The sequence below is a fragment of the Streptomyces coeruleorubidus genome, from assembly GCF_028885415.1.
Lineage (GTDB): Bacteria > Actinomycetota > Actinomycetes > Streptomycetales > Streptomycetaceae > Streptomyces > Streptomyces coeruleorubidus_A.
Map to the genome: position 1 here is coordinate 661,651 of NZ_CP118527.1, position 23,896 is coordinate 685,546.

A 23,896-nucleotide genomic window follows, 5' to 3' on the forward strand; every position below is an offset into this window, starting at 1 on the left:
CCCGGTGAACAGCGGGAGTCGAGGTGATGCTGAGGCGAAGAACGCCGGATGTGCAGCCAGACGGCACCGGGTCCGGCGGCGCCGGCCGCCCCCCCATGGATGAGAAACATGAGAACCGCACATTCATGTCTTCTCCCTGGCTTCCGCTGAGGTTCGTCCTGGCTGGCCAGCATGGGAGCGTCGGCCTCCACCGAGTGGCCGAATTCCGTTCACCACTCCGCTCGGGAGACGAGATGCCGATGAACCGCAGGGAATTGCTGGAGTCCGACCAGACCACTCCGAGCAACCGACGGCACGGGCGCCTTCACGGCCGGCGCGACGACGATGACGAGGACGCGATCACTCTGCTGGTGAAAACCACGAGATCGACGACCCCTGACGACGCCGACGCCCCCGTACCGCACATCGACGGCCTGGTCTACGACCCGGCGGCGGCCGGCGGCTGCGCGGTCATCGAGGTGACCGACGGCTCCGTGCGTGAGTGGGTCGGCATCGCCGGCACCTCCACCAACTGTGCCGGTGGCGTCACCCCGTGGGGCACCTGGCTCACCTGCGAGGAGACCGAGGACAAGGCCGGCGTGGGCGGCATGACCAAGGACCACGGCTATGTCTTCGAGGTCGACCCCGCGCACGGCAGCGCGGCCAACCTCGGCCCCAAGCCGATCAAGTGCCTCGGCCGCTACGCCCACGAGGCGGTCGTGGCGTTGAAGTGTTTCGACGCCACGGGGCAGTACGTCGACACTCTCTCCCGAGCGACGAAGGCCGGGACCGCGTACCGCGTGGACTGGGTGAAGGTGCCCGACCGGGACGCCCGTACCACTTCAGTGCGCGCACAGTCCCTGGCCGGTGAGATCACCCGCTCCCGCAAGCTCGAGGGCATGTGTTGGGGCGACGAACCTTCGCCGCGGACGGCAAGACGCTGCAAGACGCTGTTCGCCAACATCCAGGACCCCGGCATCCTCCTCGCCATCACCGGCCCGTGGTCGGGCGACGAATAGTTCCGCGGTTCCCCCTCCCCCGATCCCGCCCCCACGGCTCGACCGGTTCGACGGCAGTGGTTCAACGGCGCGTCGCTGCCGACCCCTTGCCAGTGCCACCTCCCCTACCGAGGAAGCTGACATGCAAACCCTCATCGCACACGCACGCACCTTCTCCCGCTCCCGCGGCGCCGAACTGGGCGAACTGGCCGCAGGGCAGTCGCCGTTCGCCCTCTTCATCACCTGCTCCGACTCACGCGTCGTCCCGTCGCTCATCACCGGTGCCCGCCCCGGTGAGCTCTTCGAGCTGCGCACGGCGGGGAACATCGTTCCGCCGTACGACGCGGGTCCCACCTCCGAGGCCGCGACGATCGAGTACGCCGTCGAGGTGCTCGGTGTCCGCGACATCGTGGTCTGCGGGCACTCCCACTGCGGCGCGGTCGGCGCGCTGGTACGCGGTGACGACCTGTCCGCCGTACCGGCGGTGCGTGACTGGCTCGGCCACGCCGCCCGGCAGCCGTCCGGCGCGCCGGACGACCCGCTCGTCGCCGAGGCGGTCCAGCACCACGTGCTGGGGCAGGTGCTCCGGCTGATGTCGTACCCGTGCGTCGAGAACCGCCTCCGGGACGAGCGGCTGCGGGTCCACGCGTGGTTCTACGAGGTCCACACCGGCGGCGTGCTGGCGTACCGGGCCGAGTCCGACTCCTTCGAGACGCTGTGAGGCATCCGATGAACACCGCTTGTCTCAAGCAGGACTTCGCCGCCTCCGTCGTCGTGTTCCTGGTCGCCCTGCCGCTGTGCGTCGGTGTGGCCGTCGCCTCCGGCGTACCGGCCGAACTCGGCATCGTCACCGGCATCGTCGGCGGACTCGTCACGGGCCTGCTGCCGGGCAGCAGCCTCCAGGTGTCCGGGCCGGCCGCCGGTCTGACCGTGCTGGTCTTCGAGGCCGTCCACCAGCATGGACTCGCCACGCTCGGTGTGATCGTGCTGGCCACGGGCCTGTTGCAGCTCGGCATGGGGGCGCTGCGCTGGGGGCGCTGGTTCCGGGCCATCTCCGTCGCCGTGGTCGAGGGCATGCTCGCCGGAATCGGCCTGGTGCTCATCGCCGGCCAGCTGTACGCGATGACGCACAGCAAGGCTCCGTCCTCCGGCATCGACAAGATCGCCGGGCTCCCGCAGATGCTCGTCGACTCGTTGCACTCCGCCTCGGCCGTGGCGTCCCTGCTGCTGGGCGCGGGCACCATCGCCGTCCTGCTGCTGTGGCCGAGGCTGCCGAAGAAGGTGCGCCTCGTGCCCGGCCCGCTCGCGGCCGTCGCGCTCGCCACCGTCGCCTCGCTGGCCTTCGCCCTTCCCGTCACCAAGGTGACCGTGGAAGGGCTGGTCTCGGTGATCCAGCCGCCCGCGCCCTCCGTTTTCGCCGGTCTGGCGGATGTCGGGGTGGTGACCACGGTCCTGGCGTTCACGCTGATCGCCTCGGCGGAGAGCCTGTTCAGCGCGGCGGCCGTGGACCGGCTGCACGACGGGCCGCGTACCGACTACGACAAGGAGCTGATGGCCCAGGGAGTCGGCAACACGGTCTGCGGCCTGCTCGGCGCGCTGCCGATGACCGCGGTGATCGTGCGCAGCGCGGCCAACGTCCAGGCGGGCGCCCGGACCAAGGCCTCCCGGGTCATGCACGGTGCCTGGCTGCTGCTGTTCGCCGCCCTGCTCCCGGCCGCGCTGGGCGTCATCCCCATCCCGGCGCTCGCGGCCGTCCTGGTCTACTCGGGTTTCAAGCTGATCCCGGTGGAGGGGATCGTCGCCCTGTGGCGCGGGCACCGCGGCGAGGCCGTGATCCTCGTCGTCACCGCGGTGTCGATCGTCGCGATCAGCATGTTCGAGGGCGTATTGATCGGCCTCGCGCTCGCCGTGGTCAAGACGGCCTGGGAGGCGTCCCACGTCAAGCTGGAGATCGTCGACAAGGGCGCGGGCGCGGTGCAGGCCCACCTGAGCGGCAACGCGACCTTCCTGCGGCTGCCGAAGATCCTCGACGCCCTGGAGGCGATCGAGCAGGACCGCCCCGTCGAGCTGAACCTGTCCCGGGTGCACCACCTCGACCACGCCTGCCGTACGGCACTGGAGAATTGGGCGGAGCGACACGGTACGGCCGGTACCGCGGAGACCAAGGTCATCACGGCCGCCTGAACGGGGCGCGGGGGCGGCGCCGCACGGGACGCCGCCCCCGCGCACGCGGTCGCCGTATCGCCCACACACAAAGTTCAAGAGCAGGTCATGCGCCCACCAGGCCGTCGCCCAGCTCCGCAGGTAGCTCTTCAGGCCGGGTCCGATGCCGGACGGCCCTTGCATCAGGACACCGAGGAGGTCGTACCCGCGTGACCCGCAGCCAGCGTCTCGCCGCTCTCGCGGCCGGCGCGATTCTTATCGTCGGAATCCCCGTCGCCGGTGTCCGGCAGGCGCCACCTCCCGATCTCGGCAAGCCCGTTTTCGTCGGCCCCACCGGCCCCGGGCCCACGAGCAGTTCCGGACCGCCTCCGGACAGCCGGGCGACGGAGCGAACCCCGACTCCCCGTTCACCCTCCCCCGGTGCGACGACACGGACCCCGGACGAGTACGCCGGCGAGGATGCCGTCGCCCCCGTCCGCACCGGTGCGGAGCAGCCGGACGCCGCGGACCCCGACCCGACGGACGAGGCCCAGCCGGTGCCGCCGAAGGCCCCCGTGCCAGCGGGGAGGGCGGCTGATGACGATACGGCGCCCGAGGCGACGGCCGCTTCAGGTACCCCGGGTGCGTCCGCGTCCGGCGACGCAACTGACGACGGAGATGACGATGACAACGGTGAGGACGGCTGAGCCCGCACCGCCGAAGCAGGCCATCGGCATGTCCGGCCGCCACCCGCTCCGGTCGATCCGCGTGCGCCTGCTCGGACGGATGCTGGTGCTCGTCGGACTGACCCTGGCGAGCCTCACCGGCGCGGAATCGATCATCTTCACCGCTCGCCTGAACGAACGCGTCGACCGCGAACTCGCCCACGACCTCCAGGCGTTCCGCTCCTTCGCGACCGGGACCACGGGCAGTTCGGGGCCGGATCCCGGCGGAGTCCGCGCACTCTTCGTCTCCTACCTGGAGGGTTACATACCGGAGCACGGCCAGACCCTGATCACCCTGGTCGACGGAGATCCGTACCGCCGCTCGGCCGAGGAGCCGCCGGCCCGCCTGGACACCGACCGTGCGCTGATGAGCAGGGCCGCCGCGGTCCGCTCACCTTCCTACGGGGACGCGCAGAGCCCGGCGGGATCCGTGCGGTTCGTGGCCGTGCCCGTCGCGGTGGCGGGCGACTCCGCTCGGGGCGTCCTCGTAATCGCCACCTTCACCCAGCAGGAACGCGACCACATCAACGAGTCGATACGCACCCAGATCTATCTCGGCCTCGGTGCCATGCTGCTCTCCGCCTGCGTCGGCTGGATCTTCGCCAGCCGTATCGTCGCGCCGCTTCGGGTCCTGCGGGACACCGCCCGCTCGATCCACGAGTCGGACATCACCCGCCGCATCCACATCCAGGACAGGGACGAGATCGGCCAACTGGCGGGCACCTTCAACGACATGCTGGCCCGCCTGGACGACGCCTTCTCCACCAAGCGCCAGTTCATGAACGACGTGGGCCACGAACTGCGCACCCCCATCACCATCGTGCTCAGTCAGTTGGAGACCCTCCCCGACGACCCGGTGGAGCGCGCCCAGACCGTCGCGATCGTCACCGGTGAACTGCACCGCATGCACCGCATGTCGGAGGAACTCCTCATGCTGGCCAAGGCCCGCCGCCCGGACGCCCTGCGCCCCGAGGACCTCAGCCTCGGCGAACTGATCGAAGAAGTCTACGTGAAGGCCGCCGCACTGGCCGAACGCCGCTGGCTCCTCGACTTCGTGGACAACCCGCACCGCGACAACCTGCACGCCGACCGCCAGCTCCTCACCCAGGCCATGGTCCAACTGGCCCAGAACGCCGCTCAGCACACCGAGGAGCACGCCCGTATCTGGATCGGCGGCCGAGCCGGAGCCGACGGAGTCGAACTGTGGGTCAAGGACACCGGCCCCGGCATCCGCCTCGCGGATCAGCAACGCATCTTCGAGCGCTTCGTCCGCGCCGAGGAGAGCCGCGGCTCAGCCGGGCGGGCCTCGGCTCGCCATCGTCAAGGCCATAGCCGAGGCGCACCACGGCGAGGTCCGGGTGGCCAGCGCTCCGGGCCGGGGGCGACCTTCACCCTGCGCATCCCGTACGTCACGCACGCCCTGAACGGCGGCCCCCGCCAACCATGACCCAGAGCAGACAGCCCCGCCGCACCTCCTCATCGCCGAGGACGAGGCCCACATAGCCTCCTACCTCTCCGAACGCTTCACCGCCCACGGCTTCCGCACCACCGTCGTCACCGACGGGGAGACGGCCAGGCGCGCGGCCATGTCCGGCGGTTACGACCTGATGGTCCTGACATAGGACTGCCCGGCGAGGACGGCTTCACCGTCGTCACCCGACTCCGCGCGGCGTCCAGTGCCCTCCCGGTCATCATCCTCACGGCCCGGGACACCGTCGCCGACACGGTGCACGGCCTGGAGGGCGGCGCCGACGACTACATGACCAAACCCTTCAGCTTCGACGAACTCCTCGCCCGGGTCCGCCTGCACCTGCGCCTGCGCGAGACCGACAGCTCCGTCCTGCGCCGCGCCGGAATCGCCCTGGAGACGCGCACCCGCCAGGCCTATGTCGACGGCCGGATCAGCCGGCTCAGCGCCCGGGAGGCAGCACTGCTGGAACACCTCATGCGCAATGCCGGCAGCGTGCTCAGCCGGGAGGACCTGCTCTGCGACGTCTGGGGGTACGAGGCATCGGAGGGCTCCAACATCGTCGACGTGTACGTCCGCTACCTCCGCCGCAAGCTGGGCGCGTCGAGGATCACGACGGTGCGAGGGCAGGGCTACCGCCTGGAGGACGACCAACTCGCCTGACCGAGCAAGGCAGTTGGGATTCTTCGTGTATTGCGGGCGTATGGAAATCCGCATACGCCACCGCAACGGCCCTGCGTCTGCAATGGGGGCATGAACCACAAACGCGTCCCTGTCAGCACGGCCCGCCGCACGCGCAGGATCGTGCTTCTCAGCCTGGCGATCCTCGGCGTGGCGAGCGCCGTGTTCGTCGTGCGGCGACCGCTCATGATGTCCGCTCCGGTGTGCATGGCGGGCGGTGGGACGGCTGCTTCGACACATTCAATGGTGTGGTGCTCATGACGTTGGTCGCGCTGCCGCCCGCCGCGCTGGCGGCGTGGGCTCTGGCGCGCCGGCGGCGCGCCGCCGGCGTCACATCGGCGTGGCGGCTGTCGCTGGCCGAGGTGGGATGGTCCACGGGACGGTGCCGCTCATATGGCTGACCATGATGCCGGGCGCCGCGGCCGGCACCGCCCGCCCGGGTGAGCCTGGTGCCGCTGCGGGACCTGGTCACGATGGGGCCGCTCGGGATCGTCGGCAACCTGCTGATCTTCGCGGCGCTGGGGTTCTTCGGCCCGATGCGGTTCGCGGCGCTGGCGTCCGTGCCGCGGATCCTGGCCCTCGGAGCGGGCTGCTCGGTCCTGGTCGAGACCGCGCAGTACGTCCTGCGGCTGGACCGGGTGTCCTCCGTGGACGACGTACTGGTCAACGCCGCCGGCGCCGTGCTGGCCGCGCTGGCGTCGCGCCGCTGGTGGCGTACCACGGCGCAAGCGGCCTCGGACCAGCCTCGCCCCACGCTGGCACCGGCAGGCTGAGTCGCGTGTCTGGTGTGCGCACGTCTTTGCATACGTCGGCGATATGTTGTGCTCCTTAGGCTTCAGGCATGCGCGTACTGATCGTGGAGGACGAGCCCTACCTGGCCGAAGCCGTCCGTGACGGTCTGCGGCTGGAGGCGATCGCCGCCGACATCGCGGGCGACGGCGACTCCGCCCTGGAACTGCTCAGCGTCCACTCCTACGACCTCGCGGTCCTCGACCGCGACATCCCCGGCCCTTCCGGCGACGAGGTCGCGCGGCGCATCGTCGCCTCCGGCAGCGGCATCCCGATCCTCATGCTCACCGCTGCCGACCGGATCGACGACAAGGCTTCCGGGTTCGAGCTCGGCGCCGACGACTACCTCACCAAACCGTTCGAGCTGCGGGAGCTCGTCCTGCGGCTGAGGGCGCTCGACCGCAGACGCGCCTACGCCCGGCCCCCGGTCCGCGAGATCGCGGGCCTGCGGCTCGACCCCTTCCGCCGGGAGGTCTTCCGCGACGGACGCTACGTCGCGCTCACCCGCAAACAATTCGCAGTGCTGGAAGTCCTGGTCGCCGCCGAGGGCGGCGTCGTCAGCGCGGAAGAGCTGCTGGAACGGGCCTGGGACGAGAACGCAGACCCTCTCACCAACGCCGTGCGCATCACCGTCTCCGCACTGCGCAAACGGCTCGGCGAGCCATGGATCATCGCCACGGTGCCGGGGTCGGCTACCGCATCGACACCGCTCTGGACACCAACTCCCCCGGCAGGGACACCACCGAGCCTGACAGCAGGCATGCATAGACGCCCAGGGCTCAGCGCCCGACTCAAACTCACCCTCAGCTACGCCGGGTTCCTCGCAGTCGCCAGCGCTCTCCTGCTGGCCGTGGTGTGGGGGTTCCTGCTGCGCTACGTACCCGACAACTCCCAGGGGCTGCTCGGGATCTCGCCCAACCGCTACCTCCTCGTGCGCACCTTCGCCCCCGCCGCGGCCGTGGCGATGGTCCTCCTGCTCGTGTCCGGCCTCGTCGGAGGATGGATCCTCGCCGGCCGGATGCTCGCACCACTCACAAAGATCACGGCCGCGGCACGGATGGCCGGGAACGGCTCGCTGTCCCACCGGATCCGCATGAAGGGCCGCCAGGACGAATTCCGTGAACTGTCCGACGCGTTCGACACCATGCTCGAACAACTCGAGTCCCACGTCGCCGAGCAGCAGAGGTTCGCCGCGAACGCCTCCCACGAACTGCGCACCCCGCTGGCCATCTCGCAGACGCTGCTCGACGTCGCCCGCAAGGACCCCACGCGGGACCAAGACCAACTCTTCGACCGCCTGCAGGCTGTCAATACGCGGGCGATCGACCTCACCGATGCCCTCCTGCTACTCAGCCGCAGCGGCCGCGGGAACTTCACCCGCGAGAGCGTCGACCTCTCCCTCGTCGCCGAAGAGGCCGCCGAAACGCTGCTTCCCCTCGCCGAACAGCGCCGCATCACGCTCGACGTCACCGGCGGGGCGGCCCCGGCAAGCGGCTCCGCGGAGCTCCTGCTGCGGATGGTGACGAACCTCGTCCAGAACGCCATCGTGCACAACCTCCCCGCCGGCGGCACCGTGACGGTCCACACCGAAGCGCACGGCGACGCGAGCGTGCTGCGGGTCGAGAACACGGGTCATCCGCTCCCACCGGAACTGGTACCGACCCTCACCGAACCCTTCCAGCGCGGAACGGAACGCGTTCGCACCGACGAGCACGTGGGCGTCGGCCTCGGCCTGGCCATCGTGCACAGCATCGTCCGCGCCCACGACGGAACCCTCGACCTCGTCCCCCGCCCCGCCGGCGGTCTCCTCGTCACGGTCCGGCTTCCCGACACCCGAGGTCAGTTGTAGACGTTGAATTCTGCGACTGACCACCGGCTACCGGCAACACTGCCGGTATTGACGACCTTGATGTAGCGAGCTGTCTTCAGCTGATGGGCGTCGCCCATCCACCAGACCCCCATCACCGGTGTCCTGGTGATCCTCGCGGTGACCGTGGACCAGATCTCCCGGAAGAAGGTCCGATGACCACCACCACTGCCGTGATCAAGCCCTAGGACTACTCCATGGCGGAGGTCGTCGCCATCATGACCGGCGCGTTCAGCGTCGACGAGGCCGGAGATACTGTCGTAGCGGATTCCGCGGCAGCGAAAGCCGCCGGAGTCCAGGCCACTTGACAGCTCAACCCCGCTCTCTCATGTTCCGGCCGAGGCCGCGGCCGGAGCCCGAGAGCACTCAGGAGACGGTTTCCTCCATGGCAGCGAGCCGCCGCCCCACCCTTGCCGATGTCGCACGAGAAGTCGGCGTCAGCGCCAAGACAGTCTCGCGCGTCCTCAACGAGGACGGTCCCGTCTCGGCGCAGACGCGGGAACAGGTACTCGCCGCGGTGGCCAAGCTGGGCTTCCAGCCGAACCTCATGGCACGCAACATGCGCGTCGGCGGTCCGGACACCACCATCGGACTGGTCATCCCCGACCTCGGCAACCTGTTCTTCGGAGTCGTGGCCCGCGCCATCGAGGACACGGTCCGCGAACGCGGACTGACCCTGCTCATGGGATCGTCCGCGGACGATCCCGACCGCGAACGCGCCCTGACGGACAAGTTCCTCGCCCGTCGCGTCAGCATCCTCATCGTCGTGCCGTCCGTCGGCGCCGACCACTCCCACCTCAAGTCCCACCGCACGGCGGGGCTGCCCGTCGTCTTCCTCGACCGCCCGGGAGTCGGCCTGCCCACGGACAGCATCGTCAGCTCCAACCGTGCCGGGGCCAAAGAAGGCGTCGCCCACCTCATCGCCCACGGGCACCGCCGCATCGGATTCGTCGGCGACCTGCCCGTCAAGCTGTACACCCGCCGCGAACGCCTCGCCGGATACCGCGCGGCCCTGCAAGAAGCCGACCTCCCCTACGACCGCTCGCTCGTCGCCAACGCCCACGACCAGCCGGGCGCCGAGGCCGCGACCGCCCAACTCCTCGAACTGGCCGATCCCCCCACCGCCCTGTTCGCCGGAAACAACATCATGGCACTCGGCATCGTCGCCGAACTCGCGCGCAGCAAGCGCAAGGACATGGCAGTCGTCGCCTTCGACGACGTCTCACTCGCCGAGGCACTCGAACCGGCCCTGACCGTCGTCGCGCAGGACCCCGAAGAACTCGGCCGCAGCGCCGCGGCCACCGCCCTGGCCCGTCTCGACGGCGACCGCTCCCGGGCGCGCACCATCACCGTCCCCACCCGGCTGATCGTCCGGGGCTCGGGGGAGCAACGGGCGCCCAAGCCGTAGGCGGCTTGCAGCCTCGCTGCCGAGCTCTACTCGCTGCGGATCGCCGACGGGCCGTTCATCCTCCATGACTTCGAGCGGCGGAGCGCAGCTCGTACTTCCCCAGGTCAGCGATGTGGTCGAGTTCAGGCACCTCCGAGCCGCCGGTCGCACGCTGAGCAGCAACCCCGTGCGGTGGCCCTTGCGTTCGGTCATCCGGAACTCGTTGCGGCCCTACGGTGCGGCGCCGATCAGCTCGGTCGCTTCGGCTTCGATTGAGAAGTGGGCGAACCAATGGCCGTCAGGCGGTACCTCGCCTCGGCCCGTGTGTCGAATTCGAGCACTCCCGGCTCCGGGTGCCGTACCCGGACGGGGCGCCCGTGCGCGGTCACCTTCAACCGGGTCGCAGACCGCACGAGCACCCGGTTGCCCGAGCGGGAACGCAATTCACCACCCACCAACGCACCCTCGCGCCACTCCAGATCCACCTCGAAGCCGCCGCGCGCGAGCAGACCGCGCACCCGTCCGTTCGCCAACGCCGGAGGCAGCGCGGGCAGCAGATGCAGCTCACCCGTATGGGACTGCAGCAACCACTCCGCAACCCCCGCCGTCGCCCCGAAGTTGCCGTCGATCTGGAACGGCGGATGCAGATCGAAGAGGTTCGGCGCGGTGCGCTCGGGCGTGAGCAGATCGGCCAGCAGCTTGTAGGAGCGTGCGCCGTCCTCCAGCCGCGCCCAGAAGTTGATCTTCCAGGCGAGCGACCACCCGGTACCCGCGTCACCGCGCTGCTCCAGCGTCCTGAGGGCCGCTGCGAACAGGTCGGGGGTGTCCCGTTTGGTGATCTGGTTGCTGGGGTGCAGACCGTACAGGTGGGAGACGTGCCGATGCTCCTGCTCGGGCGCGGTGGCGTCCCAGTCCTCCGACCACTCCTGCAACTGCCCCTGGGCACCGACTTTCATGGGCGGCAGCTTCCCGCGTGCGGCCCGGACCGCGTTCCGCATGGCACGGTCCTCGTCGAGCAACTGTGATGCCTTGACGAATCCGTCGAAGAGGTCGCGCAGGATCTGGTTGTCCATGGTCGGACCGGCGCACACGGACACGTCCGGGTGGTGGGCGTTCTCCGGGGAAACCGCGGGGCAGGTGACGAGGTGCCCGGTTCCCGGATCGGTGACCAGGGTGTCGAGGAAGAACCGCACCGCGCCGCGCAGTACCGGATATCGGCGACGCAGCGCCTGCTTGTCGCCGGTGAAGAGGTAGTGCTCCCAGATGCTGGTCGACAGCCAGGCTCCCCCGGTTTGCCACATGCCCCAGAACGCGCCGTCCACCGGGGCTGTGCCGCGCCAGGCGTCGGTGTTGTGATGGGTGACCCAGCCGCCGGCTCCGTATTGCACCTCGGCGGTTCTCGCACCGGCATCGGCCAGGTCCCCGAGCATGTCGAAGACCGGTTCCCAGCACTCCATGAGGTTGGTGACGGGTGCGGGCCAGTAGTTCATCTCTGTGTTGATGTTGATCGTGTACTTGGAGTCCCAGGGCGGACTGAGCGAGTCGTTCCAGATGCCCTGGAGGTTGGCGGGCTGGGTGCCGGGCCGCGACGAGGAGATCAGCAGATAGCGTCCGTACTGGAAGTGCAGGGCCACCAGGTGAGGGTCGGCGGCGGTGGCGAATCTCGTCACGCGTTCGTCGGTGGGCAGCGTCGCGGCATCTGTCCTGCCGAAGTCGAGCTCCACCCGCCGGAACAGCTTCTGGTAATCGGCGACGTGGCGTCTCAGCAGCCGGGCATACGGGACGCCCGACGCGGCGTTGAGCGCGGTGGTGGCCCTGGCGATGTGGTCGCCCGTCGGGTCCTGGTGGTTGGTGTAGCTGGTGCCGATCGAGATCAGCAGGGTGACGGCGTCGGCTCCGGTGATTTCGAGGGTCCCGTTGTCGCTGGTGACGGTCCCGCCCTCGGCGTGGGCGCGGGTCAGGGCCCGGAACCGTACCTGTCCCTTGATGCCCTCACGGGTTTGCGTCGTTCCGTCGATCGTGATGGTGATCCGGTCGGGCGATGACGCGGTTACGGTCTGGGGCTGTCCAAGGCGGCCGTGAAGGAAAGGGACCCCGGGACATCGGCCGTCAGCCGAACGACGATCACCTGGTCCGGATGGCTGGCGAAGGTCTCACGGCGATACGTCACCCCGTTCCGCCGGTACCGGACGGAGGTGACCGCCGAGTCAAGGTCGAGCGTTCGCCGATAGTCCTCTGCCTCGCCCTCGGCGGTGAAGACCAGCCGCAGGTTGCCGACCGGCTGGTACATCAACTCACCCTTGGGGATGCCGAGAAAGTCCGAATCGATGAGGGACTGGGCGGCGCTCCACTCTCCGGCGAAGACGCGCCGTCGGATCTCGGGAAGGGCGGCCAGAGCCTTGGGGTTCGCCGGCTCATAGGGACCACCTGCCCACACCGTGTCCTCGTTGAGCTGGAGTAATTCGGTATCCGTACCGCCGAAGACCATGGCGCCGAGCCGCCCGTTGCCGACGGGCAGTGCCTCGAGCCACTCGGAGGCCGGCCGGGGATACCAGAGCACGAACTCACCCGGGCGCGGGCCGGCCGCCGCGGCGTCCTGTGACGGCGTCCGGTGGGCGTCGGCTCCTCCAGCGGCATACGCGCCGCCGGACGGCATGAGAGCCGCAGCGCTCGCTCCGGCTGTGGTGGACAGGGCGAGGAAAAGTCTGCGATCCATGCCTCAAAGCGTCGAGTCATCGGATGTCTGCTGTCGACCCCAGGGGCCATATCCGAAAGTTTCCGCCCGTACTGGGACCGCTTCGAGGGTGGGCGGGTCCTCCGCGGCTGCGGGGCACCCCAAGGGACTCGGACGGAGCTTGGCGGTCGCGGAGGAGCGGATCCCGCACCGGTGCCGGAGCCAAGGGGTGCGGCGGCGGACAAAGGAGGCCCCTGGGCGCCTCCGATGAATCCGCCAAGCCAGTGAGACGGCCCGGATACGTTCCCGGCGGTCCCGGCCCCGCCTCCGTGGGTCGGCGCCCTCGCGACGCAGCGCGGTCACCAACGTGCCGAAATGGATGCGGGCCGCAGGTGCCGATGACCTCCGCGTCCGGATCGTGTCACTTCGCGGAGGAGGTCGCACGCTTGAGCCGCATGTCGGGCTCCACCGTCAGCCCTGGCGAGGGAAAGCCGGCCGCGGACAGGCATCGCGGGCGGCCGTGGCGCCTGCCGCCGGCCGACTCGCGCACCCGTCACCGTCACTCATCCATCTACGCAGGTCAGCGAACCCTTCCTCGCGGCTTGAGAGGCGTCGGCGGCAGCTCGGGGGCAGGCAGCGGGTCGCCGTCGTACCCCTTCACCACTCCGAATCTCGCCCCTTCCATCCAGGCGCGGGGTCCCCCGGTCGACGAGCTCACGCGCGCGAGGGCGATCCGCAGTTGACAGCGGGAGCGCGGAGGTCGGCCACAGCACGCGCACCGACACGCCATTTGCTGCCACACCCCGGGCCGCGCGCTCGCGCCGTACGCCGCACCGGGTCCCCCTTGCCTCCAAGGGGACGGCACCGTACGCTCACCGCTCGTACCGACTGGCCGGTATGTCAGGTGGATGCGTCGGTACGCGACGACGGCGGCCTGCACAGCCGCGCTGACCGCCGATCCCACGCGACCGTCGAAGGAGCCGGAGATGAGCAGAATCAACCACCAGGTGCGTCTGGCCGCACGTCCCGTGGGCGAGCCGCGGCCCACCGACTGGGAGCACGTCGAGGAGCGGACCGGGCAGCCGGGCGACGGGGAATTCCTGGTGCAGGTGCTCTGCCTGTCGATCGACCCGGCGATGCGCGGCTGGATGAACGCGGGCCGGTCCTACATCCGTCCCGTGGAGATCGGCGAGGTGATGCGCGCCGGCGCGGTGGGAAGGGTGATCGCCTCCCGGCATTCCGGGTTCGTGGTCGGCGACCATGTGTCGGGCTCGTTCGGCGTGCAGGAGTACTGCGTGTCGGACGGCCGCGACGTGACCAAGGTCGACCCGGAGGCCGCCCCTTTGCCGACTTATCTCGGCGCTCTCGGCATGTCGGGCCTGACGGCCTACTTCGGCCTGATCGACATCGGGCGACCCGAGCCCGGTCAGACCGTCGTCGTCTCCGGAGCGGCGGGGGCGGTCGGCAGTGTCGTCGGGCAGATCGCCAAGATCCTGGGCTGCCGGGTCATCGGCATCGCCGGCGGCGAGTCCAAGTGCCGGCTGGTGGTCGACGAGTTCGGCTTCGACGCCGCGATCGACTACCAGAAGGAGGACGTTCGCAAGGCGCTGCGCGAACACGCTCCCGACGGCGTCGACGTGTACTTCGACAACGTCGGCGGTGACGTTCTGGACGCCGTGCTGCTGCGGCTGGCGCGCGGTGCCCGCATCGTCGTCTGCGGCGCGATCTCCCAGTACAACAGCACCAACCCGCAAGGCCCCGGCAATTACCTGTCGCTGCTGGTGAACCGCGCCTCCATGACGGGCATGGTGGTGTTCGACTACGCCGACCGGTACGCCGAGGGCATCGCGCAACTGGCCGCATGGCGGGCAGAGGGCCGGCTGAAGTCGCTGGAGGACGTGGTGTCCGGCGGCGTGGCCGCGTTCCCCGAAACCTTGATGCGGCTCTTCCGTGGCGAGAACCACGGCAAGCTGGTGCTGAAGATCGCGGACTGACCGGGCAGAGGGAGGGAGGAATCCGGTGAAAGCACTGAGCTACCACGGACGTCACGACATCCGCTACGGGGACGTCCCCGAGCCTGCCGTCACCAACCCCACCGATGCGGTCATCCAGGTCACCACGGCCGGCATCTGCGGCAGCGACCTGCACATCTACCACGGCAACCCGTTCAGCCCGGACCTGGGCTACACACCAGGACACGAGTGCGTCGGTGTGGTGGCCGACACCGGCGACCAGGTCACCGGCTTCAAGCCCGGCGACCGGGTTCTGGTGCCCGCCTCGGTCGGCTGTGCCCGGTGCCGGTCATGCGCGGCCGGATTCACCGCCCGGTGCGAGCGCGCCAAGTCCAGCACGGAGCTCTGCTACGGGGTGAGCCCGCAGCTTCAGGGCAGCCAGGCCCAGGCCCTCGCGGTGCCGTACGCCGATGTCAATCTGGTGCACCTGCCCGAGGACATCTCCGACGAAGCCGCAGTCGTCCTGACGGACAACGCCCCCACGGCCTGGTACGGCTGCCGCCGTGCCCGCATCCAGCCCGGTGAGACGGTCCTGGTCATCGGCCTCGGCCCGGTCGGCCTCATGGCCGCCCAGGGCGCCTTCGCGATGGGCGCCGCGCGGGTGCTGGGCGCGGACCTGGTCGCGGAACGCCGCGCTTTCGCCGCCACCCTGGGTGTCGAGCCGGTCGAGGGCGAGGACGCGCGGACGGCCATTCGGGACATGACAGGCGGACGCGGGCCGGACGCCGTGGTGGAGGCCGTGGGCTCGGACGCCACCATCGAGCTCGCCCTCAAGGCCGTCCGGCAAGCCGGCCGGGTCAGCGTCATCGGGGTCAGCCAGAGCAAGGCGTTCCCTTTCCACATGGGGCTGACGCAGGTCAAGGAACTGGAGTTCGCCATCGGGCTGTGCTCGGTGCACCACGAACTCCCGCCCCTGATCGCCCTCACCCATGCCGGCCGGCTCAAGCCGGAGATGGTCGTCTCCCACCGCTTCGCCCTCTCCGAAGGTCCGGCGGCGTACGAACTATTCGCCGACCGCTCCGACGGCGTCCGCAAGATCCTCCTCGATCCCACCCGCTGATCCTGTTCATGAGAGGGAAGACATGGCTTCCCTCTCATACAGGGCACTTCCTGGCGCGGGTGAACTGCCCGTGCGCGGCTGACGTCGTACGGTCTTGTCACCACGCATCACGAGGAGACAGGAAGGCTGATGATCTTCATCACCGCCAAGTTCCGAGTCCGTCCCGAGCATGCCGACCGGTGGCCGGACATCACCGCCGACTTCACCGAAGCCACGCGCCGAGAGCCCGGCTGCCTCTGGTTCGACTGGTCGCGAAGCCTGACGGACACCACGGAGTACGTCCTGGTCGAGGCCTTCCGCGATGACGAAGCAGCCGCTGCTCATGTGCAGTCGGCGCACTTCAGGGCTGCGCAGCAGACCTTGCCGCCCCATCTGATCGAGACACCCCGCATCGTGAACGCGAACGTTCCGCAGGACGACTGGTCGCTCCTGGGCGAGATGGCCGTTCACGAGCAGGGATAGCAGGGCCGGCTCAGCCGAGCAGGTGCGCGCTGCTGACCGGTTCGCGCCGCTGCTGTCCATTGATGCGGTGCCGCTCGATGGACGAGCGCCGGTAGACCTCGTGCCGCACTCGCTGGATCTCGCCGATGGGCCGGTGCTCCTCTCGTGAGCGCCACGGTGTGATCGACGTGGCGTCGGCGGCCGTCACGTTGTCGTCCCCGCCGATGTCCTGACGCGGGAGGTCCACACGGGCGACGGTCACCCAGGGGGACAACTCTTCGGACCACTTCACGGAGGTGTTGTCCACCGGCATACGAGCCAGATCGGTGTTCAGCTGCACTTGGAGCTCGAAGGAGTGGTCCCGTTCCGCGGCCTCGGCGACCAGGGTGCGGCGAAACGCCTCGTTGTCCGCGCGCACGTCCACGATCTGGTGGGTGAGAGCGGCCAGGGACTCGGCCGTCGGCACGGTGCGGATCTTGGCGATGTGGTCGCCGTACCGGAAGGCACCCATGCTGTTGTAGGTGTACGACAGCAGGTTCCTGCGCGGGACGGTGGTGAACGAGAGCATGGCGAACAGTTCGTCCCACAGCCAGCCGTCCGGGTCGGTGAGCGTGCCCCGGCGGGTCAGGAACTCCGCCATCCAGGTCTTGCGGCGGGCGGGGTTCACCAGGGCCTCGGGCAGCTCCGCGAACAGGTCCTCGATGACCATGTAGTCGTAGGCGGTGTTCGCGAAGAAGACATCGTTGTTGATCAGGTTGAGGTCGAAGGTACCGGTGTCGGGTTCGTCGGCCAGCAATGAGGGGCCGGGGACCCCGAACAGCTTGACGCCCATCCCGCACGCCGCGCCGAGCTGATGGTCGGGACGCTGGTGGCCCAGACCGTTGGAGTAGCGGACGGCGGCGTCGTACACGGTGGGCCGGGCGAAGATGCCCTGCCCGTGGAAGCCGCGATTGTCACCGACGGTGACGGTGGCCTTGAGGAGGCCGTAGGTCTTTCCGTGGGCGGTGCGGACGGCGCGGCCGACGTCCTCACGCTCGACCGAGGCGCCGGTGCGCTGCGCCACCTGCGCGACCACGGCGGCCAACTCTTCCTGATAGGTCGGACGTTCGACGGGGCGGTAATGCTCGTAGCGGACGGGATCCATGGTGCTGCCTTCCTGTGATGGTGCTCCTGACCCCAGACGCTAGCCAGCAATTAAATTGCGCACAATATAACTGCCTGTGATGTATCCCATGCCTCCACGCCCAGGGATCACATCAACTCCGAAATGTGACCAACGGCAGACTTACAGCCATTCCAACCAGTCGGTATGGTGCGCCGCCTGAAGCACTCTTTCCCGTTCACCGCACGGATCCGAGCCGTAGTGGAAGGCCAGGCGATGACATACGCCGACGAGAACCGGTACCCACCCTCAGCACAGTCCTATGGGATCCCCCCTCGACACGAGACGTACGGACAGAACCCGTGGCCGGAGTCGTACGGGCACGACGCCGCGCGCTACGACTCGTACGGGCGGCAAGCCCCTGGGACGCCCCCTACGCGCACGAGACCCATCGAGACGACGCCGACCTCACCGCCCTCCGCTCGGCCTACCGCCTGCTCCGCCGGATCTCCACGCTCACCGCGCTCGGCTCCTTCGTGGTGTATGTCGTGCTGTCCTGCTACGCGCCCGGTCTGATGGGATCCGAGGTCACCGGAGAGCTGAGCCTGGGCATGGCCTTGGGCATCCTCCAACTCGTCGTCACCTTCGCGGCGGTCTTCTGGTACGGGCGCAGCGCACAACGCTCCGTGGATCCGTTGGCCCGCGCCGTCCGGGAGCGGGCGGTCCCGGCCGGCCGGAACGCGGGGATGGCGAGATGAACGACTTCAGCTCCGGGGCGCAGGCCCTCGTCCTGGTTCTGTTCACCACGCTGGTCACCGTCACGCTGCTGATGTGCGTCATGGCGGGACCGGACCGCGACGACCTGGCGAACTTCTACACCGGCTACCTGTCGCTCACCCCGCTCAAGAACGGCCTGGCGATCGCGGGCGACTACATATCCGCCGCCACGGTGCTGAGCACCACCGGGATCATCGCGCTCTCCGGATACGACGGCTACGTCCTCGCGGTCAGCACCGCCCTGTCCCTGGTGCTGCTGATGTTCCTGCTGGCCGAACCCCTGCGCAACGCCGGCAGGTTCACCATGGGCGACGTCCTGGCCCGCAACATGTCCGGACGGGCCGTGCGTATCGCCGCCTGCCTGGTGACGCTCTCGGCGACCCTGCCCTTCCTGGTCGTCCAGCTCTCCGGAGCCGGGTCGCTGCTCACCTTCATCCTGGACATTCCGTACGCTGCGGGCGCCAGGACGGCGTGCATCGTCATCGTCGGCACTCTGATGATCATCTACGCGGCGATCGGCGGTATGCGGGGCACCGCGCTCATTCAGATGATCAAGATCGTGCTCCTGCTCGGCACCAGCATGGTCGTCGCCGCTCTCGTGCTCAGCCGCTTCGACTGGAGCCCCGGCGACATCCTCAGGGCAGCCCAGCACGGCAGCGGCGCGGGCCCCGCCTACCTTCAGCAGGGCCTGCAACTCGGCACGTCCACCGGTGGCCGGCTGGACTTCGTCAGTCTCCAGATCACCGTCATCCTCGGCGTGGCCTGCCTGCCGCACATCACGATGCGCCTGTACTCCGCGCAGGACGTACCGGCCGTCCGCCGCTCCATGTCATGGGCGGTCGGCACGGTCACCACGTTCTGCCTGCTCGTGATCATCATGGGTACGGGCGCGGCGGCCCTGGTGGGATCGCAGTACATCACCGCGGCCGACCCGCACGGCAGAACATCGGTGCTCATGCTGTCCCAGGTGCTCGGCGGGGCCCCCGGCTCCGCAGGCGCGACGATCCTGTACTCGGCCGTGGCAGGCATGGTGTTCATCACCCTGCTGTCGTCGGTCGCGGGGATGACCCTGGCCGCGGCTTCGTCACTCGCCCACGACCTGTTCGCCCATGCGGTGCGGCGGGGACGGGCCGAGCCCCGTACCGAGATGGCGGTGGCGGCGTGGACGAGCGTGGCCGTGGGGATCGTCGCCATCGGGCTCGCCACCATGGTGCAGAACTGGGACGTCGGCGTGCTGACCACTCTGGCCATCTGCATAGGGGCATCGGCGGTGGCACCGCGCTCACCTACTCCCTGTTCTGGCGAGGCTTCACGCGCACCGGCCTGCTCGCCACCCTCTACGGTGGCGCGGCCTGCGCGTTGCTGCTCATGGTCTTCTCCAAGGCCGTTTCGGGCACGCCGTCCGCCGTCTTCCCGAATGCCGACTTCGACCTGTTCCCCATGCAGTCCACCGGGCTGGTCTCCATCCCGTTCGGCTACCTCGCGGGCTGGCTGGGCAGCCGTCTGGACCACCGTCGCCGTGCCGCCGACAGCCGTGAGCAGCGGCGCCTGTACGAGGAGAGCGAGGCACGGCTTCTCGCCGCAGCCGAATGACCACGGCGGCGTGGGCGGGCCGGCTCCAGGCGGCCTCCCGCGCCGGCCGCGGCCCGGACGGTCAGACGGGCGTACCGGTGAGCGGTTGTTCGGTCCACACGGTCTTGCCCTCGCGGGTGTAGCGGGTACCCCAGCGTTCGGTCATCTGGGCCACCAGGAACAGGCCGCGCCCGCCCTCGTCGGTCGTACGGGCGCGGCGCAGGTGTGGTGAGGTGTGGCTGGTGTCGCTGACCTCGCACACCAGACACTGCTCACGGATCAGCCGTAGGGTCGCGGGGCCGCCGGCGTAGCGATAGACGTTGGTGACCAGTTCGCTGGCGATCAACTCCGTGGTGAACGCCAAGTGCTCCAGACCCCATTCGCTCAGCTTGGCCGAGGCCAACGCCCTGGCCCGGCCGGCGCTGGCAGGCCCCGGCGGCAGACGCCAGGAGACGACGTTGTCCGGTGGCAGCATGCGGGTGCGGGCGATCAGCAGTACGACGTCGTCGCTGGGGCGCGAGGGCACGAGCGCGTCGACCACCGCTTGGCAGGTGCGCTCCAGCGCGCCCGCAGGGCGGGCGAGCGCTGCGCACAGCTTCGTCAGGCCGACGTCGGCATCGATGTGGCGCTCGCCGATGATTCCGTTGGTGTACAGGCACAGCAGGCTTCCCTCGGCCAGTTCGATGTCCCGGGCCTCGAACGGCAGGCCGCCCAGGCCGAGCGGTGGGCCGGCGGGCAGGTCGAGCAGCGCCACCTGTCCGTCCGGAGCGGTCACCACCGGCGGCGGATGACCGGCGCGGGCCACGGAGCAGCGTCCGGAGACCGGGTCGTACACGGCGTACAGGCACGTGGCGCCTACGACCTGCTCACCCAAGGGCCGCTCGCCGACCGCTTCCTGTTCGGCCGCCAGCAGGTTGACCAGGTCGTCGAGGCGGGAGAGGACCTCGTCCGGTTCCAGGTCGAGGCTGGCGAGCGTATGGACGGCGGTGCGCAGCCGGCCCATGGTGGCGGCAGCATGGATGCCGCGTCCCACCACGTCGCCGACGACGAGGGCGACCCGGGCCCCGGACAGGGGAATGACGTCGAACCAGTCGCCGCCCAGGCCAGGGCCTGCGCTGGCCGGCAGGTACCGCAGGGCCACCTCGACGGCCGGCTGGTCCGGGACCGCCCGGGGCAGAAGGCTGCTCTGCAAGGTGAACGCGGTCTGCTGCTGCTGGGTGAAGCGCCGGGCGTTGTCGATGGCGACGGCGGCGCGCGATGCGAGTTCCTGAGCGAGGGTGAGATCGTCCGTCTCGAAGGCATCGGGGCGGCGCGAGCGCCACAGGGTCATCACACCGAGCACCAGGCCGCGCGCGGCAAGAGGTACCACGATCAGGGAGTGGGCACCCAGGTCCGGAGCCTGGGCCCCCTGACGGCCTGCCGCCGAGACCCAGTCGGGCGGCAGAACCGGCTCCAGGACGGGCCGTCCCTCGGCCAGGCATCCGGCCTGCGGTGTGTCGGGCCCGAACTCCACGGGGTGGCCCTCGGGGTGGGGCGGGCCGGATTGCTGGGCACCAACGCTGCAGGTCCCCAGTCGGACCACGGGCCCTGCCACTGCGCGCGTCGGTTCCTCACCGCGCGTCACCGCCTGAAGCAGGTCCACCGACGCATGGTCGGCGAGGTGGGGCACCATCACTTCGGCCAGTTCCCGGGCGGTCTCGGCCACGTCGAGCGTGGTTCCGATACGGCTGCCCACCTGGTCGAGGAGCGCGAGCCGACGCTGGGCCCGATGGCGTTCGGTGATGTCCTCGATCATCTCGGCCACACCCAGGACACGGCCGGAGGGATCCTCCATCCGGAAGGACGAGACCAACGCGACCCGCTCTCGTGCGGGATCCTGCTCCAGGCGAACGAACTGCTCGGAGTAGACCAGGGGTCTTCCGGTCTGCATCACCTGGCGCACACGGTCCACAGCCTTGCGCGCGTCGTCGGAGAGGAGCATCCGGCCGGTGGACATCCCCCGGAATTCTGCTGCCGGGACGCCGCTGAACCGTTCGATGGCCCGATTGACCCGGAGGATCCTCTGGTCGGGGCCGTGGACGACCAGGCCGATCGGGCACTGGCGGTACAAACCGTCGAGAACCGCGCGGTCCCTTTGCCATTCGAGGACGTCATCCGCGAGTGCCCCCGCAAGAAACCACTCACGGCCCCGGTCACCGCGTGACAGCTCATGGGCCCTGAGCCCCAGCTCCACGAGTTGCCCGTCGCGGTGGCGCAGTGTGAGCGCGCCGAACCAGCCACCGGCTCTCCTGCACTTCGCCGCGGCCTCGGTGACAGCCGGCAGATCAGGAGGATCGACCAGCACCTCGAACGCCGGACGACCGATCACGGCTGTGTCCGGATGGCCGAGCAGTTCCTGAGCCCGCCGGTTCCATCCGACCACTACTCCCCGGTCGTCGAGCACCGCCAAGGCAGCGAGGTGCGGGGCGAACGGATCGTCGTGGCTTTCGCTGAGCTCCGTCATCGGCTTCTCCACCGCTGGACACCACCGCGTACTCGGTCGCCGATGTCTCCTGCTGACCCGGTAAGCCTATTGAAACCCGGCAGAGGCCGCGGCCTTGTCCGGCGCGCGGCACGGCGGGCGAGAGGGGTTACGACGGGCTGGGCGGGGCCGGTCCCCAGGGGTCTGGGGCACCGACCCCTGGGGACCGGCCCCGCAGGCTCACTTCGCCGGCGGGCCGAACTCCTCGCGGGTGTCCACCGGCTTGCCGAACAGCTGCCACCGCTCGCCCTTGAACCGCATCAGCTGCATCGTCTCGATCGGGAAGGCGTCATCGGGCCCGGTGGAGAGGGTGACACCCGGCAGCAGCATGTCCACCTTGACGTCCTTCAGGTCGCGCACCGTGTCCCGCAGCCCCTCCCTGGTCGGGCACTTCATCGCGTCCAGGGCCTTGTGCAGGCTGGAGGCGGCGGCCCAGCCGTAGGCGTTGAACTGGTTGGTCGGGTCGGAGCCGGGCACGTACTTGCGCAGCGCTTCCCGGTACGTCTTCATCTCCGCGTCGTCCGCCCACTGCGGGTCGGCGGGGTCCTTGAAGTAGGTCGCCGAGACCACGCCCTGGACGTTCTTGAACCCGACGGGCTTCAGCACGGTGGCGGACGAGGACACGTTGTTCACGATGTGGAGTGGGTTCCACTTGGTGTTCTTGGCATCGGCGGCGAGGGCCTGGCTGCCGAACTTCGGGGTGGTGATGTTGAGCAGCACATCCGCCTTGGACCGGGCGAGGCTCGTCATCTGCGCCGAGACCGAGGGGTCGGTGACCTCGTAGCTCTCCTCGGCGACCACCTTGATGCCGCTGCCGGCGACGGCCGCCTCGAACCCGCCGAGCAGATCCTTGCCGAAGTCGTCGTTCTGGTAGAGGACGGCGACCTTGGACTTCGGCTTCTCCTCCTTGAGGTATTTGGCGTACACGCGTGCCTCGGCGATGTAGTTGGGCTGCCAGCCGGTGGTCCACGGGTGGTTGTCGTCCGTGCCCCAGACGGAGGCGCCGGTGGCGACGAAAGGCTGCGGCACCTTCCGCTTGTCCAGGTAGTCCCACACGGCGGCCGTGGAGGGGGTGCCCAGGGTCTGGAAGACGGTGAAGACCTTCTCCTGCTCGACGAGTCTGCGGGCCTCCTCGACCGCCTTGGGCGGCTGGTAGCCGTCGTCGCGGACGATGAACTCGACCGTGCGGCCGTCGATGCCGCCCTTGTCGTTGACGTGCTTGAAGTAGGCGCTCACGCCCTTGCTGATCGTGCCGTACGCGGAGGCCGGTCCCGACAGCGGGTAGATGCCGCCCAGCTTGATGGTCTTGTCGGTGATGCCGGTGGTCTGCTGGCCCTGGCACGCGCCGTCGGCGGCCGCGTCCTTGTCGTCCTGCCCGCGCTGGCTGTTGCAGGCGGTGGTGAGGAGCAGGGCGGCGGCCGCGGCCGCGGCCGCCCGCAGAGTGGTCTTCTTGCGCATGTGATTCATTCCCTTTCCGTGCGGGGCGGTGTGCCCACGGGTTCGGCATCGACAGGGGCGGGATCCGCCGGGGTGGGGGCGCGGAGGGTTCGGAGTCGGACGTCCGGTCGTCGTCGGCGGCGGGGGTGGTGGTACGGGTGAGTCGACGGGCGGCGGTGCCCCGGACACGGCCCGCCAGACCGGCCAGTCCCGTCGGCGCCACGAACATCACCGCGATGATCAGCAGGCCGAACACCACACCGG

General features: G+C 69.5%; 13 protein-coding genes and 8 pseudogenes. 16 read left to right on the top strand and 5 right to left on the bottom strand.

Features of this window, described 5'->3' with window-relative positions; translation table 11 throughout:
* Positions 1–257 precede the first annotated feature (257 nt).
* The 11 genes and pseudogenes from PV963_RS03175 to PV963_RS03220 form a co-directional block, all read left to right on the top strand.
* Positions 258–893: pseudogene (locus tag PV963_RS03175) on the top strand (alkaline phosphatase PhoX); the annotation flags it as partial.
* Positions 894–1,119: 226 nt separating this feature from the next.
* Positions 1,120–1,698 carry a carbonic anhydrase gene (locus tag PV963_RS03180; protein ID WP_274814026.1) on the top strand — a complete coding sequence of 193 codons (579 nt, stop codon included), beginning with the start codon at positions 1,120–1,122 and terminating at the stop codon, positions 1,696–1,698.
* 8 nt (positions 1,699–1,706) lie between these two features.
* The gene (locus PV963_RS03185; RefSeq protein ID WP_274814027.1) at positions 1,707–3,161 is read left to right on the top strand and encodes a SulP family inorganic anion transporter; all 1,455 of its coding nucleotides are present in this window, start codon (positions 1,707–1,709) and stop codon (positions 3,159–3,161) included.
* A 642-nt stretch (positions 3,162–3,803) separates the two neighbouring features.
* The gene (locus PV963_RS03190) at positions 3,804–5,291 is read left to right on the top strand and encodes a sensor histidine kinase (protein WP_274814028.1); all 1,488 of its coding nucleotides are present in this window, start codon (positions 3,804–3,806) and stop codon (positions 5,289–5,291) included.
* Between the two features lie 139 nt (positions 5,292–5,430).
* A pseudogene (locus PV963_RS03195) lies at positions 5,431–5,975 on the top strand (response regulator transcription factor).
* A 458-nt stretch (positions 5,976–6,433) separates the two neighbouring features.
* Positions 6,434–6,766 carry a VanZ family protein gene (locus tag PV963_RS43895; protein WP_425540868.1) on the top strand — a complete coding sequence of 111 codons (333 nt, stop codon included), beginning with the start codon at positions 6,434–6,436 and terminating at the stop codon, positions 6,764–6,766.
* A gap of 68 nt (positions 6,767–6,834) precedes the next feature.
* Positions 6,835–7,550: pseudogene (locus PV963_RS03205) on the top strand (response regulator transcription factor).
* Positions 7,543–8,631: a sensor histidine kinase gene (locus tag PV963_RS03210; protein ID WP_274814029.1), complete on the top strand. Its 1,089-nt coding sequence runs from the start codon at positions 7,543–7,545 to the stop codon at positions 8,629–8,631. The pseudogene PV963_RS03205 and the gene PV963_RS03210 overlap by 8 nt, the downstream one beginning before the upstream one ends.
* A gap of 74 nt (positions 8,632–8,705) precedes the next feature.
* A pseudogene (locus PV963_RS43900) lies at positions 8,706–8,808 on the top strand (ABC transporter permease); the annotation flags it as partial.
* A gap of 11 nt (positions 8,809–8,819) precedes the next feature.
* Positions 8,820–8,957, top strand: a pseudogene (locus PV963_RS03215) (sugar ABC transporter ATP-binding protein); the annotation flags it as partial.
* A 77-nt stretch (positions 8,958–9,034) separates the two neighbouring features.
* Positions 9,035–10,057 carry a LacI family DNA-binding transcriptional regulator gene (locus PV963_RS03220; RefSeq protein ID WP_274814030.1) on the top strand — a complete coding sequence of 341 codons (1,023 nt, stop codon included), beginning with the start codon at positions 9,035–9,037 and terminating at the stop codon, positions 10,055–10,057.
* Between the two features lie 227 nt (positions 10,058–10,284).
* On the opposite strand, the pseudogene PV963_RS43905 reads toward PV963_RS03220, so the two are convergent.
* Together PV963_RS43905 and PV963_RS03230 are read right to left on the bottom strand one after the other, a co-directional pair.
* Positions 10,285–12,752: pseudogene (locus PV963_RS43905) on the bottom strand (glycoside hydrolase family 95 protein).
* 538 nt (positions 12,753–13,290) lie between these two features.
* Positions 13,291–13,398: pseudogene (locus PV963_RS03230) on the bottom strand (pirin family protein); the annotation flags it as partial.
* A gap of 298 nt (positions 13,399–13,696) precedes the next feature.
* Between PV963_RS03230 and PV963_RS03235 the strand changes: the two are divergent.
* The 3 genes from PV963_RS03235 to PV963_RS03245 all read left to right on the top strand — a co-directional run bounded on the left by PV963_RS03235 (position 13,697) and on the right by PV963_RS03245 (position 16,244).
* Complete coding sequence (locus PV963_RS03235; RefSeq protein WP_274814031.1) at positions 13,697–14,704, top strand: NADP-dependent oxidoreductase; 1,008 nt, start codon at positions 13,697–13,699, stop codon at positions 14,702–14,704.
* Between the two features lie 25 nt (positions 14,705–14,729).
* Positions 14,730–15,782, top strand: a complete 1,053-nt coding sequence (locus tag PV963_RS03240) for an alcohol dehydrogenase catalytic domain-containing protein (RefSeq protein WP_274814032.1) — start codon at positions 14,730–14,732, stop codon at positions 15,780–15,782.
* 129 nt (positions 15,783–15,911) lie between these two features.
* Entirely contained in the window at positions 15,912–16,244 is a 333-nt protein-coding gene (locus PV963_RS03245; protein WP_274814033.1) for a putative quinol monooxygenase, read from the top strand.
* A gap of 10 nt (positions 16,245–16,254) precedes the next feature.
* Here the strand turns inward: PV963_RS03245 and PV963_RS03250 are convergent, their stop codons facing one another.
* A complete protein-coding gene (locus PV963_RS03250) occupies positions 16,255–17,367 on the bottom strand; it encodes a catalase family protein (RefSeq protein ID WP_274814034.1) in 1,113 nt (370 codons plus the stop codon).
* Positions 17,368–17,687: 320 nt separating this feature from the next.
* Between PV963_RS03250 and PV963_RS03255 the strand changes: the two genes are divergently transcribed.
* Both PV963_RS03255 and PV963_RS03260 read left to right on the top strand, forming a co-directional pair.
* Positions 17,688–18,083 (top strand): DUF485 domain-containing protein, encoded by a 396-nt coding sequence (locus PV963_RS03255; RefSeq protein ID WP_274814035.1) that lies wholly within the window; start codon positions 17,688–17,690, stop codon positions 18,081–18,083.
* Positions 18,080–19,695 (top strand): annotated as a pseudogene (locus PV963_RS03260) (cation acetate symporter). The gene PV963_RS03255 and the pseudogene PV963_RS03260 overlap by 4 nt, the downstream one beginning before the upstream one ends.
* 61 nt (positions 19,696–19,756) lie before the next feature.
* Here PV963_RS03260 and PV963_RS03265 read toward each other — a convergent pair.
* Positions 19,757–22,177 (bottom strand): SpoIIE family protein phosphatase, encoded by a 2,421-nt coding sequence (locus tag PV963_RS03265; protein ID WP_274814036.1) that lies wholly within the window; start codon positions 22,175–22,177, stop codon positions 19,757–19,759.
* Positions 22,178–22,375: 198 nt separating this feature from the next.
* Positions 22,376–23,653, bottom strand: coding sequence for an ABC transporter substrate-binding protein (locus tag PV963_RS03270; RefSeq protein ID WP_274814037.1), 1,278 nt, complete (start codon positions 23,651–23,653; stop codon positions 22,376–22,378).
* Between the last annotated feature and the right edge of the window lie 243 nt (positions 23,654–23,896).

Excerpts from the sequence above, each read along its gene's own strand:
- PV963_RS03180 (WP_274814026.1), top strand. The coding sequence starts at position 1,120 with ATGCAAACCCTCATCGCACACGCACGCACCTTCTCCCGCTCCCGCGGC.
- PV963_RS03185 (WP_274814027.1), top strand. The coding sequence starts at position 1,707 with ATGAACACCGCTTGTCTCAAGCAGGACTTCGCCGCCTCCGTCGTCGTG.
- PV963_RS03190 (WP_274814028.1), top strand. The coding sequence starts at position 3,804 with ATGACAACGGTGAGGACGGCTGAGCCCGCACCGCCGAAGCAGGCCATC.
- PV963_RS03210 (WP_274814029.1), top strand. The coding sequence starts at position 7,543 with ATGCATAGACGCCCAGGGCTCAGCGCCCGACTCAAACTCACCCTCAGC.
- PV963_RS03220 (WP_274814030.1), top strand. The coding sequence starts at position 9,035 with ATGGCAGCGAGCCGCCGCCCCACCCTTGCCGATGTCGCACGAGAAGTC.
- PV963_RS03235 (WP_274814031.1), top strand. The coding sequence starts at position 13,697 with ATGAGCAGAATCAACCACCAGGTGCGTCTGGCCGCACGTCCCGTGGGC.
- PV963_RS03245 (WP_274814033.1), top strand. The coding sequence starts at position 15,912 with ATGATCTTCATCACCGCCAAGTTCCGAGTCCGTCCCGAGCATGCCGAC.
- PV963_RS03250 (WP_274814034.1), bottom strand. The coding sequence starts at position 17,367 with ATGGATCCCGTCCGCTACGAGCATTACCGCCCCGTCGAACGTCCGACC.
- PV963_RS03265 (WP_274814036.1), bottom strand. The coding sequence starts at position 22,177 with ATGACGGAGCTCAGCGAAAGCCACGACGATCCGTTCGCCCCGCACCTC.
- PV963_RS03270 (WP_274814037.1), bottom strand. The coding sequence starts at position 23,653 with ATGCGCAAGAAGACCACTCTGCGGGCGGCCGCGGCCGCGGCCGCCGCC.